Origin of the sequence: Rhodococcus sp. GXMU-t2271, assembly GCF_041414735.1 — a bacterium.
Lineage (GTDB): Bacteria > Actinomycetota > Actinomycetes > Mycobacteriales > Mycobacteriaceae > Rhodococcus > Rhodococcus indonesiensis.
Map to the genome: position 1 here is coordinate 1 of NZ_JAUIZP010000039.1, position 12,864 is coordinate 12,864.

Annotated in this window: 11 protein-coding genes; 9 read left to right on the forward strand and 2 right to left on the reverse strand. The window is 70.8% G+C overall.

Going from position 1 to position 12,864, the window contains the following annotated elements:
* Window positions 1–45 precede the first annotated feature (45 nt).
* Window positions 46–723: a TetR/AcrR family transcriptional regulator gene (locus QYS60_RS15725; protein WP_003939139.1), complete on the reverse strand. Its 678-nt coding sequence runs from the start codon at window positions 721–723 to the stop codon at window positions 46–48.
* Window positions 724–996: 273 nt separating this feature from the next.
* On the opposite strand from QYS60_RS15725, the gene QYS60_RS15730 reads away from it, so the two are divergent.
* The 3 genes from QYS60_RS15730 (at window position 997) to QYS60_RS15740 (ending at window position 4,269) form a co-directional block, all read left to right on the forward strand.
* Window positions 997–1,995 (forward strand): DUF3152 domain-containing protein, encoded by a 999-nt coding sequence (locus QYS60_RS15730; protein ID WP_371383630.1) that lies wholly within the window; start codon window positions 997–999, stop codon window positions 1,993–1,995.
* Between the two features lie 144 nt (window positions 1,996–2,139).
* The gene (gene moeZ / locus QYS60_RS15735; protein ID WP_040784276.1) at window positions 2,140–3,321 is read left to right on the forward strand and encodes an adenylyltransferase/sulfurtransferase MoeZ; all 1,182 of its coding nucleotides are present in this window, start codon (window positions 2,140–2,142) and stop codon (window positions 3,319–3,321) included.
* Between the two features lie 93 nt (window positions 3,322–3,414).
* Window positions 3,415–4,269 (forward strand): TIGR02569 family protein, encoded by an 855-nt coding sequence (locus QYS60_RS15740; RefSeq protein ID WP_371383613.1) that lies wholly within the window; start codon window positions 3,415–3,417, stop codon window positions 4,267–4,269.
* A gap of 11 nt (window positions 4,270–4,280) precedes the next feature.
* On the opposite strand, the gene QYS60_RS15745 is transcribed toward QYS60_RS15740, so the two are convergent.
* Window positions 4,281–4,946 (reverse strand): FadR/GntR family transcriptional regulator, encoded by a 666-nt coding sequence (locus tag QYS60_RS15745; protein ID WP_371383614.1) that lies wholly within the window; start codon window positions 4,944–4,946, stop codon window positions 4,281–4,283.
* 56 nt (window positions 4,947–5,002) lie between these two features.
* On the opposite strand from QYS60_RS15745, the gene QYS60_RS15750 reads away from it, so the two are divergent.
* The 6 genes from QYS60_RS15750 to QYS60_RS15775 all read left to right on the forward strand — a co-directional run bounded on the left by QYS60_RS15750 (window position 5,003) and on the right by QYS60_RS15775 (window position 12,802).
* Window positions 5,003–6,304 carry an MFS transporter gene (locus tag QYS60_RS15750; protein ID WP_371383615.1) on the forward strand — a complete coding sequence of 434 codons (1,302 nt, stop codon included), beginning with the start codon at window positions 5,003–5,005 and terminating at the stop codon, window positions 6,302–6,304.
* Between the two features lie 96 nt (window positions 6,305–6,400).
* On the forward strand, window positions 6,401–7,861 hold the full coding sequence (locus QYS60_RS15755) for an MFS transporter (protein WP_371383616.1): 1,461 nt from the start codon (window positions 6,401–6,403) through the stop codon (window positions 7,859–7,861).
* Window positions 7,862–7,905: 44 nt separating this feature from the next.
* Entirely contained in the window at window positions 7,906–10,419 is a 2,514-nt protein-coding gene (gene nirB / locus QYS60_RS15760; RefSeq protein WP_371383617.1) for a nitrite reductase large subunit NirB, read from the forward strand.
* A 56-nt stretch (window positions 10,420–10,475) separates the two neighbouring features.
* Complete coding sequence (gene nirD, locus QYS60_RS15765; protein WP_289377653.1) at window positions 10,476–10,898, forward strand: nitrite reductase small subunit NirD; 423 nt, start codon at window positions 10,476–10,478, stop codon at window positions 10,896–10,898.
* Window positions 10,895–12,052 carry a uroporphyrinogen-III synthase gene (locus tag QYS60_RS15770; RefSeq protein WP_371383618.1) on the forward strand — a complete coding sequence of 386 codons (1,158 nt, stop codon included), beginning with the start codon at window positions 10,895–10,897 and terminating at the stop codon, window positions 12,050–12,052. The genes nirD and QYS60_RS15770 overlap by 4 nt, the downstream gene beginning before the upstream one ends.
* A gap of 45 nt (window positions 12,053–12,097) precedes the next feature.
* Window positions 12,098–12,802, forward strand: coding sequence for a sirohydrochlorin chelatase (locus QYS60_RS15775; RefSeq protein ID WP_371383619.1), 705 nt, complete (start codon window positions 12,098–12,100; stop codon window positions 12,800–12,802).
* Window positions 12,803–12,864: the final 62 nt, after the last annotated feature.

Here is a 12,864-nt window from a genome sequence, read left to right on the forward strand (position 1 = left end):
GGCCCTTCCGTCGTTTGCGGGCGCGACCTCGGTCGGCGCCGTCGGTCATCGCCGGCGCAGCTCCGGCTGCAGCGGCACGTGTGAGAGACCACCCCAGGCGAGCGCGACCGTGGTGTCGACGGCGTCCTCCTTGGGGATCGGCCGGGCGGCCTCGAGCCAGTAGCGGGCCGTGAACTGGCTGGTGCCGACGAGGCCGACCGCCAGGATGCGCGCCCGGTACGGGTCGAGTCCGGAGTCGTGGCTCACCAGGTCGAACACCGCGTCGACGCACGCCTCGGTGGCCTGCTCCACGCGGTTCGCCACCTGCGGTTCGCCCATCAGGTCCGACTCGAACACGAGCCGGAAACCCTGCGAGTCGTTGTCGACGAAGTCGAAGAACGCCTGCACCGCAGCGCGGACACGCTGCCTGTTGTCGGTGGTCGACCGGAGGGCCTGGCGGACACCGGAGATCAGGCTGTCGACATAGCTCTGCAGCACCGCGCAGTACAGCTCGAGCTTGCCGGGGAAGTGCTGATACAGCACCGGCTTGCTGACCCCGGCACACTCGGCGATCTCGTCCATGCCGGCCGCGTGGTACCCGCGGGTGACGAAGACTTCGCTGGCTGCAGCGAGGAGCTGGACCCGGCGCTCGTCTCGGGGCATCCGGGCGCCGCGTCGAGTGCCGGTGCCGTTGCCCGAGGTGGTGGCGCGGCCGGACGATGTCCGGGCTGCGAGTTCGGTCATGTCGCTCCCAATCCGAGATATTCGTCGAAGTGATGCCTACCACTACGACGTGCAATCGTCTCTGCACGTTACAGGCCGGGGGGCCCCGAGGTGCCGCGCACCCCTACCCACGAGTATCCCAGCCGAAGCGCTATTGTGCGCGGCGTCACAGCGGCGCGGCGGCGTCGTGCGCCGCTCTTCGCGACTCGGCACGCCCGGCGACGGCCGTGTGAGATTCTGGCTCCCGTGACCGAGCGAGCAGGAGCCGACGTGGCGGACACACCGCGCCGCCCGGTGCGCAGGCCGCACCGGACACCCGAGGACCGGCCGTCCGACCGGCGCCGCACCCGCGCCCCTTCCCACCAGCCCCTGCGAGCCCAGTGGGATCCCGTCTCGGGGGAGGACACCCGCCCGCGCGCACCGCGCCCGGATCGCGGGGTGCGCCGGCAGAGCCGGCTCGGGCGATTCGTCGCGACCTACGGGTGGCGGGCCTACGCCGTTCCCGTCCTCGCGATCCTCACGGTGATCGTCGTGGTGGATGCCCTGCGCACCGGCGGCGATCCGCCCGAGGCCGCGGCAACCGGGGACACGGTGGCCGAATCCGGCGCCGTGGTGGGCGTGCCCGCACCGGTCGCCGACGGCACGTTCCCCGCCGATCTGCCGTCCGGTGCGCTCCCGGAAGGGGGGCCGTTCACGGCGGCCGGAACCGGCGCCTGGCGGGTGGTGCCGGGAACCAGCGGTCAGGTCGGCACCGGCCGCGTCTACACCTACACGGTGGAGATCGAGGACGGCGTCGACACCACCGGCTACGGCGGCGACGCGGCATTCGCGCGGATGGTCGACGAGACCCTGGCCAACCCGAAGAGCTGGATCCAAGACCCGGCGTTCGCATTCCGGCGCGTCGATCAGGGTGAACCCGATTTCCGGGTGTCGCTGACCTCCCAGATGACGATCCGGCAGGGCTGCGGGTACGACATCGAATTGGAGGTCTCGTGCTTCAATCCCGGTCTGGGCCGGGTCCTGCTCAACGAGCCCCGCTGGGTGCGCGGTGCCGTCGCTTTCCAGGGTGACATCGGCTCCTACCGGCAGTACCTGATCAACCACGAGATCGGGCATGCCATCGGCTTCGCCGCCCACGAAGGGTGCGGTAGCGACGGAGGCTTGGCACCGATCATGATGCAGCAGTCGTTCGGCACCGCCAACGACGACATCGCCGGGCTCGACCCCGAGGGCGTCGTCCCCCGCGACGGTCTGACGTGCAGGTTCAATCCGTGGCCGTATCCGCGAGCGTGAGGATGGGCCATCCGTGAGCATGAGGATGGGACAATCGGGGAACCGCCCGATCGAGCCGGCCGAGGAGCTGTCGTGACGTCACTGCCACCTCTGGTGGAATCTGCTGCACTGCCACCTCTGGTGGAATCTGCTGCACTGCCACCTCTGGTGGAATCTGCTGCACTGCCACCTCTCGTGGAACCTGGTGCGGACCTCACTCGCGAGGAGGTGGCCCGCTACAGCCGGCACCTGATCATTCCCGACGTGGGCGTCACGGGGCAGCGGCGGCTGAAGAACGCGAGGGTGCTGTGCATCGGTGCCGGCGGCCTCGGTTCGCCGGTGCTGCTCTACCTCGCCGCGGCCGGGGTCGGCACTCTCGGAATCGTCGAGTTCGACGACGTCGAATCGTCCAACCTGCAGCGGCAGGTGATCCACGGGGTCGCCGACGTGGGCCGGCCGAAAGGGGAGAGCGCCCGCGACACGATCCGGAGGATCAACGACAACGTGGCGGTGCGGCTGCACCCGGTCCGGCTCGACCGCACCAACGCCGTCGAGCTGTTCGAGCAGTACGACCTGATTCTCGACGGCACCGACAACTTCGCGACCCGCTACCTCGTCAACGATGCGGCGATTCTCGCCGGCAAGCCGTACGTATGGGGTTCGATCTTCCGGTTCGAGGGACAGGTGTCGGTGTTCTGGGAGGCCGCGCCGGGCGGGCGGGGACTGAACTACCGGGACCTGTACCCGGAGGCGCCTCCGCCGGGAATGGTCCCCTCCTGTGCGGAGGGCGGCGTCCTCGGGGTGCTCTGTGCGTCCGTCGGCTCGATCATGGCCACCGAGGCGATCAAGCTGATCACCGGCATCGGCGAATCGCTGCTCGGACGTCTGATGATCTACGACGCTCTCGCGATGAGTTACCGGACGGTGACGTTGCGCCGCGATCCGGGACGGGTGCCGGTGACGGAGTTGGTCGACTACGAGTCCTTCTGCGGTGTGGTGCCGGACGATGCCGATGCCGTCGCCGAGTCGACGATCACCCCGACCGAACTGCACCGGCTGCTCGAGTCGGATCGGGAGATCGAACTGATCGACGTGCGCGAGCCGGTCGAGTGGGACATCGTCCACATCGACGGGGCGCGGCTGATCCCGAAGGACCGCATCCTCTCCGGCGAGGCGCTGGCGGAGCTGCCGCAGCACAAGCCGATCGTGCTGCACTGCAAGACCGGGATTCGCTCGGCCGAAGCGCTCGCCGTGCTGAAGAAGGCCGGCTTCGCGGACGCCACGCACCTGCAGGGCGGCGTGCTCGCGTGGGCGCAGCAGGTGGACCCGTCACTGCCCGTGTACTGAGGGAACACGGCGAGATAACGATGCGGGAATGCTGTCCCGAGGTAACGGAGTGCCTTCCCTGAACGCGGCGGCGCCGACTGTACGGTGTGCCCCGTGAGCCCCCTCGAACCCCCGCAGCACGTGCGCTCGACCTTCGGCCTCCGCGACGTCGAACCGGTCCCGCTCGGGGCGGACTGGGACGGTGGCTGGCGCTGTGGCGACGTCGTGCTCTCGCCGGTCGCCGACCATGCCCGTGCAGCGTGGTCGGCGAAGGTGCGCGAGAACCTCGACGTCGATGGGGTCCGACTGGCGCGGCCCGTCCGCTCCACCGACGGCCGCTACGTCGTCTCCGGCTGGCGCGCCGACACCTACATCGTGGGCACGTCCGAACCGCGGCACGACGAGGTGGTGGCGCTGTCGCTCCGGTTGCACGCCGCCACCGCGCAGCTAGAGCGACCACGTTTCCTCATGCAGCCACCCGTGGAGCCGTGGGAGGACGTGGACGTGTTCGTCGCCGCCGACCGTGCGGCATGGGAGGCGGTACCGCTGCGCACTGCCCGCGCCGCCGGCGCCCCCGAAACCGTCACCCCCGACGGACGCAAGAGCATCGATCTGATCAACCAGCTCGCGACGTTGCGCAAGCCGGTCCACCTGCCCGATCAGCTCGTGCACGGCGACCTGTTCGGCACCGTGCTGTTCGCCGGTAGCGCCGCACCCGGCCTGACCGACATCACCCCCTACTGGCGGCCCGCGTCCTGGGCGGCCGGCGTGGCCGTCGTCGATGCGCTGTCGTGGGGCGGGGCCGACGACGAGCTCATCGGGCGCTGGGAGGACCTGCCGGAGTGGCCGCAGATGCTGCTGCGCGCGGTGATGTTCCGGCTCGCCGTGCACGCGCTGCATCCGCGTTCGACGGAGGAGGCGTTCCCGGGACTGGCGCACACGTCGGATCTGGTGCGCCTGCTCCTCTGAGCCTTCCTCCCCTAGGCGTCACCGCCGCGCAGCTCCCCGAACATCGCGAGGGCGGCGGCCGTGGCGCGGCCCGGGTCTCCTGCGACGACGGCGAGCACCAGTTCGCGGTGTTCGTCGTGGAAGCCTGCGCCGGTCTCTTCGACGCGACGGCGGATCGTCTCCTCGATGACGGGTATCAGTGAGTCGTAGAACTCGAGATACACGGTGTTGTGGCTGGCCGCGACGATCGCGCGGTGCAGGGCGACGTCGGCGGCGAGGGCGGCGGCCGAACGCGGGTCCGCCCACGCGCGCATCCGCGCGTCGAACAGTTCGGTCAGGTGCGCGGCGTCCGCCTGGGTGCGGCGCTGCGCGGCGAGGGCCGCGGCGGTGACGTCGAGCGCCTGCCGTAGTTCGAGCACGTCCTGTTCGTGGGCGTCGGCGAAGTAGCTGCCGAGTGCACTGCCTACTTCCGAGGTGGCGACGACGTAGGTGCCCGAACCCTGCCGTCGCTCGAGCAGACCCGAATGCACGAGTGCCTGGACGGCCTCGCGCACGGTGTTGCGGCCCGTGCCGGTCAGCTCGGCCAGGGTGGGTTCGGTGGGGATGCGGGTGCCCACTGCCCAGGCGCCGGTGCGGATGTGGTCGCGTAGCTGCTCGGTGACCTGGGCGACGAGACCGGTGCGTCGCACGGTGCGCATGGGGGCTCCTTCCTGCATCCGGAAATTGCCTTCGACGATATACATCGGGTCATCCTATGATTTGCCCCGTGGTTGTCACCGGTGCCGGATCCTCGTCCACGTCCCTGCTGCGGGGACGTCTCCTCGTCTTCGTCGCGATCGTGATGTCCGCCCTCACGCTGCGCCTCGCCGTGACCTCGTTCAGTCCCCTCGCCGAACAGATCCGCGCCGAAATCGGCTTCGCACCCGCCGTGGTGGGCGTCTTCGGCATGGTGCCGACCGCGATGTTCGCGGCGTTCGGTCTCCTCACCCCGGCCATCGCACGGCGGGCCGGACTCGAGGCGACGGCCCTGATCGCGATGCTGGCCGCCGGAGTCGGCATGGCAGCCCGCGCGCTGACCCACGAGACGTGGACACTGCTCGCGTTCTCCGCGCTCGCCCTCGCCGGGATGGGCGTCGGCAACGTGGTGATCCCGCCGCTGGTCAAGCGGTACTTCTCCGATCGGCTCGCCGTCGTGAGCACCGTCTACATCGTGGGCGTCCAGATCGGCACCGCACTACCCGCCCTGGCCGCGGTCCCCGTCGCGGAAGCCGCGGGGTGGCGCTGGTCGATCGGTCTGTGGGCGGTGTGGGCGTTCGCCGCGGCGGTTCCGTGGATCGTCGTCCTCCACCGGGCCCGGGGTTCGAAGCCGGTCACCCGCGACGCGGCCCCTTCCGACCCTGCACCCGGCCGGGTGTGGCGCTCGCCCGTTGCGTGGGGGATGGCCGGCATGTTCGGCATGACCTCGCTGATCACCTACTCGATGTTCACCTGGATTCCCGCCGTACTGCTCGACGCCGGAGGCAGCGAAGCACTCGGTGGCGCGATGACCGCGCTGTTCTCCTTCGTCGGTCTGGCGGCCTCGTTCGTCGCTCCCGCCGCATGCGCCCGCATGCGGGATCCGTTCCCGCTGGTCCTCGTGTGCGTGGTGAGCTACGCGGTGGGTTTCACCGGTCTGCTGCTCGCACCGCTCACGGCCACCGCCCTGTGGGTGCTGGCGATCGGCGTCGGGCCGACCACCTTCCCCATGGCACTGACTCTGATCAACCTGCGCACCCGCACCCATGCGGCGTCGGCGGCGCTGTCCGGGTTCACGCAGGGCCTCGGGTACACCGTCGCCTGCGCCGGACCGGTCCTGGTGGGGGTGCTGCGCGCGACCACCGGCGGCTGGACGGTTCCGTTCGCGTTCCTCGGCGGCGCCGCGCTCGTGGTCCTGATCGCCGGCCGGGTGGCCTGCCGGCCCCGGTACGTCGAGGACTCCTGGGGCGGCTCCGGCGCCGAGCCGTACCCCGCGCCTACCCGTGGCGACGACCTCACGGAGCCCTCCTGCCGCAGGTGAGCATCTCTTGACGCGGCAGTCACCGAGGGCAGCACCGCGGCAACACCCGTTTCCTAACTTGGGTCCATCGATACCGACCCGAGGAAGGGGCATGGGGTGGCCGCAACGACCGGAATATCACCGACCGAAGGCCTGCGTGCAAAGTTCGCCCGCAAGCACCGCATCGAACACTGGGACGCCGAGGACACGGCGGCGTGGGACGCCGGCGGCAAGGAGATCGCGAAGCGGAACCTGATCTGGTCCGTCCTGGCCGAGCACGTCGGCTTCTCCGTCTGGTCCATCTGGTCCGTGATGGTGCTGTTCATGCCGACCGACGTCTACGGCATCGATGCCGCCGGCAAGTTCTTCCTCGTCGCCGTGCCGACCCTGGTCGGTTCGCTGCTGCGCATCCCCTACACGGTCGCCACCGCCCGGTTCGGCGGTCGCAACTGGACGGTGTTCAGCGCGCTGGTGCTGCTGATCCCCACCGTCGCGACCCTGTACCTCATGCTCAACCCCGGCTTCTCGTACACCACCTTCCTGGTGGTGGCCGCGATCGCCGGCCTCGGCGGCGGCAACTTCGCGTCGTCGATGACCAATATCAACGCCTTCTATCCGCAACGGCTCAAAGGCTGGGCGCTGGGCCTGAACGCGGGCGGCGGCAACATCGGCGTGCCGGTGGTGCAGCTCGTCGGACTGCTCGTCATCGCCACCGTGGGCAACACCGAACCGTGGATCGTGTGCGCCGTCTACCTGGTGCTGTGTGCCTTCGCCGCCCTCGGCGCGGCCCTGTTCATGGACAACCTCGGTGATCAGCGCGCCGACCTGCGCGCGATGGGGGAATCCCTGCGGTACCGCGACTCGTGGATCCTGAGCTTCCTCTACATCGGCACCTTCGGCTCCTTCATCGGTTTCAGCTTCGCGTTCGGGCAGGTGCTGCAGATCAACTTCCTCGCCGGGGGCGCGACCGCTGCCGAGGCCGCTCTGCACGCAGCGCAGATCGCGTTCGTCGGTCCGCTGCTCGGATCGATCGCCCGGCCGCTCGGCGGCAAGCTGGCCGACCGCATCGGCGGAGGCCGGATCACGCTGTACACGTTCGCGGCGATGGCCCTCGCGGCCGGACTGCTCGTCACCGCCGGCACCCTCGACGACGCCACCGCCGGCGCCGCCACCGGCGGCATCATGGTGGCCTTCGTCCTCGGATTCATCGCCCTGTTCCTGCTCTCGGGCATCGGCAACGGCTCCGTCTACAAGATGATCCCCTCCGTCTTCGAAGCCAAGGCACAGAGCCTCGACTCGCTCGACAGGGCCGGGAAGGCCGCGTGGGCGCGCAGCATGTCCGGTGCCCTGATCGGCTTCGCCGGCGCCATCGGCGGTCTCGGCGGCGTCGGGATCAACCTGGTGCTACGCGCCTCCTACAGCAGCGAAGCCAAGTCGGCGACCATGGCGTTCTGGGTGTTCCTCGCCTTCTACCTGGTCTGCATCGTCGTCACCTGGGCCGTGTTCCTGCGCCGCCCCAGCGCTCCCACCGGGCCGACGCCCGAGCGCGACGTCACCACCGTGGCCGTTCGCGCCTGACCGCGCCCCGGCCGCACCCGCACCCCAAGGAAGAAGGAAACGGTATGAGCCACAAGTCTGTCGTCGTCGTCGGGCACGGCATGGTGGGCCACCGATTCGTCGAAGCGCTGCGCACCCGTGACGAGAACGACCTCTGGTCGGTGACGGTCCTGTGCGAGGAGCCGCTGCCCGCATACGACCGCGTGGGACTGTCCTCGTACGTCGGTTCATGGGATTCGAAGGAACTCGCCCTCGCCGGCAACGAGTACGAGGGCGACGACCTGGTCGATCTGAGGATCGGCACCCGGGCCGCGGCCGTCGACCGCGCCGGGCGCACCGTCACCACCGACACCGGCGAGGTGATCGGGTACGACGCGCTCGTCCTGGCCACCGGCTCGTACCCCTTCGTCCCGCCGATTCCCGGCAAGGACCTGGCCGGGTGCTTCGTCTACCGCACCCTCGACGACCTCGACGGCATCCGGGCCGGCGCGCAGCAGGCCGCGCCGGGCGCGGTCGGCGTCGTCGTCGGTGGCGGACTCCTCGGGCTCGAGGCGGCCAACGCGCTGCGGATGCTCGGCCTGACGCCGCACGTCGTCGAGTTCGCGCCACGGCTCATGCCGCTGCAGGTCGACGAGGGCGGCGGTGCCCTCCTCGCCCGCCTCGTCACCGACCTCGGCCTGACGGTGCACACGGGCGTCGGCACCGCCGGGATCACCGAAGGTCCCGACGGGTTGCGGGTGGAACTGTCCGACGGATCGGTGATCGACGCGGCGCTGCTGGTGTTCTCCGCCGGGGTGCGCCCCCGGGACGAGCTGGCCCGGGACGCGGGGCTCGAGCTGGGACCCCGCGGCGGCATCCGCACCGATCTCGGCTGCCGCAGCACGACCGACGATGCGATCTTCGCCGTCGGCGAGTGCGCCGCCGTCGACGGCACCTGCTACGGACTCGTCGCGCCCGGCTACAGCACGGCCGAGGTGGTGGCCGACCGGCTCCTCGGCGGCGGCGCCGAGTTCCCCGGAGCAGACCTGTCGACCAAACTGAAGCTGCTGGGGGTCGACGTCGCGAGCTTCGGCGACGCGCACGCCGAAACCCCGGGCGCCCTCGAGGTCGTGCTGTCGGACGCCGCCAAGGGCACCTACGCCAAGCTGGTCGTCTCGGACGACGCGAAGACACTGCTCGGCGGCATCCTCGTCGGCGACGCCTCCGCATACGGGTCGCTGCGGCCGCTCGTCGGCCGGGAGCTGCCCGGCGACCCGGCGGCGCTGATCTCGCCGGCGGGGGAGAAGCCGGGCGCCGGGTCGCTGCCCGACGACGCCGAGGTGTGCTCGTGCAACGGAGTCACCAAGGGGGCGATCTGCGGCGCCATCGCGGACGGCGCGTGCGACATCGCCCAGGTCAAGGCCTGCACGGGCGCCGGCACCACATGCGGCGGCTGCCTGCCCACCGTCAAGCAGCTCCTCGCAGCGTCCGGTGTGGTCATGTCGAAGGCACTGTGCGAGCACTTCGATCAGTCCCGGGCCGAGCTGTTCCAGATCGTGCAGGCCACCGACACCCGCACGTTCTCGGCGCTGATCGCCAAGTACGGGCGGGGGACCGGCTGCGACATCTGCAAACCCGTCGTCGCCTCGATCCTCGCCTCGACCGATTCGGATCACATCCTGGGCCGGCAGCAGGCGGCGCTGCAGGACACCAACGACCACTTTCTGGCCAACATCCAGAAGAACGGTACCTACTCGGTGGTGCCGCGGATGCCCGGCGGTGAGTGCACCCCCGAGCAGCTCATCGTCATCGGCGAGGTCGCCCGCGACTTCGGGCTGTACGTCAAGATGACCGGAGGACAGCGCATCGACCTGTTCGGCGCGCGGGTCGAGCAGTTGCCGCTCATCTGGAAGCGCCTCGTCGACGCCGGCATGGAGTCCGGCCAGGCCTACGGCAAGTCGTTGCGCACCGTCAAGAGCTGTGTGGGATCCACATGGTGCCGGTACGGCGTGCAGGACTCGGTCGGCATGGCCGTCGACCTGGAGCTGCGCTACCGCGGCTTGCGCTCCCCGCACAAGCTCAAGTTCGGTGTCTCCGGGTGCGCACGCGAGTGCGCCGAGGCCCGCGGCAAGGACGTCGGGGTGATCGCGACCGAGAGTGGCTGGAACCTGTACGTGTGCGGCAACGGCGGCCAGTCGCCCAAGCATGCGCAGCTGCTCGCCGGTGGTCTCGACGACGAGACGCTCGTGAAGTACATCGACCGGTTCCTGATGTTCTACGTGCGCACCGCCGACCGGCTGCAGCGCACCGCGCCCTGGCTCGAGGCCCTCGACGGCGGTCTCGAGCACCTGAAGGCGGTGGTGTGCGAGGACAGCCTCGGCATCGCGGACGAGCTCGAGGCGGCGATGGCCAGGCACGTCGCCGGATACCGTGACGAATGGGCCGGCGTCCTGGAAGACCCCGAGAAGCTGTCCCGGTTCGTGTCGTTCGTCAACGCCCCGGACGTGGCCGACCCGACCGTACGGTTCGACGACTCGGGCAAGCGGAAGGTGCCGGTACTGGTCGGAATGCCCTCTTACCGCGAGGGAATCTCGGGTTAACCCCCGAGAAACACCGGCCCCGGAGAATTCCGTCCGTAGTTCCAAGGAGGACATTCATGACCGTCATCGAGACGCACACACCCGAACGCGCGTCGCGCGCCACCGTGTACGACGGGCGTCTGGAGTGGACGTCGGCCTGCCCGCTCAGTCACCTCATCCCCGGTCGCGGCGTCGCCGTGCTGCTGCGCGGCGGCGAGCAGGTCGCGCTGTTCCTGCTCGACGACGGCACGTTGCGGGCAGTGGGCAATTTCGACCCGTTCGGCCGGGCCGCGGTGATGTCGCGCGGGATCGTCGGTGACCGCAGCGGCGAGCCGACCGTCGCCTCGCCCCTGCTCAAGCAGGTTTTCTCACTGGACGACGGACGCTGCCTCGACGACCCGTCGGTCCGCCTGCCCGTGTACGACGTGCGGGTGTGGGCCGGTGTCGTCCAGATCCACAGCCTCGTGCCCGTGCACCGCGGTTACGGCGAGCGTTCGTGAGCGAGGACACCGCGCCGCTGCACGGCTTCACAATCGCCATCACCGCGGCCCGCCGTGCCGACGAGTTCGCCACCCTGCTCACCCGGCGCGGGGCGGAGATCGTCCATGCGCCCGCCATCCGCATCATCCCGCTGGCGGACGACACCGAACTCGAGCGGGTGACGCGCGACATCCTTCGCACCCCGCCGGACATCACCGTGGCCACCACGGCGATCGGCTTCCGCGGCTGGATGGGGGCCGCGGACGGCTGGGGCCTCGCCGAGGAGCTCGGCGAGGCCCTGGGCGGCAGCCGCATTCTCGCCCGCGGCCCGAAGGTCACCGGCGCGATCCGCGCAGCCGACCTGCGGGAGGAGTGGTCCCCGGCGTCCGAGTCCTCCGCCGAGGTGCTCGAGCACCTGCTGGCCGAGGGCGTGGAGGGAGTGCGGGTCGCGGTGCAGCTGCACGGCGCCCGGACCGAATGGGAGCCCGGTGCGGATCTGTGCGAGGTGCTGCGCGACGCCGGTGCCGATGTGGTGGCGGTGCCGGTGTACCGGTGGACCCCGCCCGACGATCCCACGGCGATGGACCGGCTCATCGAGCAGATCGCCGACCACAGCATCGACGCGGTGAGCTTCACCAGCGCACCTGCCGTCGCATCGTTGCTGCAGCGTTCCAAGGCCACCGGCATGCTCGAGGCCATGCTGCGCGCTCTGCGCACCGGCGTCACCGCGGTGTGCGTGGGTCCCGTGACGGCCGCACCCCTGGTCGAGCTGGAGGTACCGGTCTCGGCGCCGGGCCGGGCACGGCTCGGATCCCTCGCCCGCCACCTCGCCGAGGAGTTGCCGCGGCGCGCCCACCGCATCGAGGCGGGCGGGCACGTGCTCAGCGTCCGCGGCCGCTGCGTCGTGGTCGACGGGGAGATCCGCTGTCTGGCGCCCGCCGCGATGGCGTTGATGCGGACCCTGGCCGCCCGCCCCGGCCGGGTCGTCTCACGCGAGGAACTGCTCGCTGCGCTGCCCGGGGGCGGGGGCGACACCCACGCGGTGGAAACCGCGGTGGCGCGGCTGCGGTCCGCGCTCGGCGCTCCCGCGATCGTGCAGACCGTCGTCAAGCGCGGCTACCGGCTCGCGGTGGATCCCGCCGGCTGCGCCGACAAGGAATATCCGATCGGCTAGGGACCTCGTCTCCGGCCGACCCGTTCCCGACCAGGAGTTGTGACCATGACCGACCCGGCTCTGCTGCTCGTCGCCCACGGCACACGCAATCCGCGCGGCGTCGAGACGATCGCGGCCGTCGCCGATGCCGTCTCCCGCGAGGTGGGCACCACCCGCGTCGCCTTCGTCGACGTCCTCGGACCTTCCCCCGCGGAGGTGCTGCGCGGCTCGGGGCGACCCACCGTGCTGGTGCCCGCCTTCCTCGCCTCCGGCTACCACGTGCACGCCGACGTGCCCCGAGAGGTCGCCGAGAGCGGACATCCCGCCGTGGCGGTCACCCGCGCACTCGGACCCGACCCCGTACTCGCCCGCGTGCAACTGCAGCGGCTCGCCGCGGCCGGCTGGAGACCCGGGGACGCCGTGGTGCTCGCCGCGGCCGGCTCCTCCGACCCCCGGGCCCGCCGGGACGTGCGCCGGGCCGCGGAGATGGTCTCGTCCCTCGCGGGCGTCGCGGTGCGCGTCGGGTACGTCGCCACCGGAGCCCCGCGTGTGCCGGACGTCGTCGCCGAACTGCGCGCCGCGGGTGCGCGGCGGGTGTTCGTCGCGTCGTACCTGCTCGCCGACGGACTGTTCCATGCCCGCCTCGCCGACGCGGGTGCCGACGGCGTGGCGGCACCGCTCGGGGTACACGAGGCCGTGGTGCGCCTGGTGGCACAGCGGTACCGGTCCGCGGCCGCGGCGTTGCTCCCCGAGGAGCCGCTGCGCGGGTGAGCTTGCCGACACGGCGCCGTCGACGAGGGCTGCGCCCCGTATCGTCGATCCTCGTGTCCGAA

Coding starts and splice junctions, on each gene's coding strand:
- QYS60_RS15745 (WP_371383614.1), bottom strand. CDS start 4,946: ATGCGCACCGTGCGACGCACCGGTCTCGTCGCCCAGGTCACCGAGCAG.
- QYS60_RS15750 (WP_371383615.1), top strand. CDS start 5,003: ATGATTTGCCCCGTGGTTGTCACCGGTGCCGGATCCTCGTCCACGTCC.
- nirB (WP_371383617.1), top strand. CDS start 7,906: ATGAGCCACAAGTCTGTCGTCGTCGTCGGGCACGGCATGGTGGGCCAC.
- QYS60_RS15775 (WP_371383619.1), top strand. CDS start 12,098: ATGACCGACCCGGCTCTGCTGCTCGTCGCCCACGGCACACGCAATCCG.
- nirD (WP_289377653.1), top strand. CDS start 10,476: ATGACCGTCATCGAGACGCACACACCCGAACGCGCGTCGCGCGCCACC.
- QYS60_RS15725 (WP_003939139.1), bottom strand. CDS start 723: ATGACCGAACTCGCAGCCCGGACATCGTCCGGCCGCGCCACCACCTCG.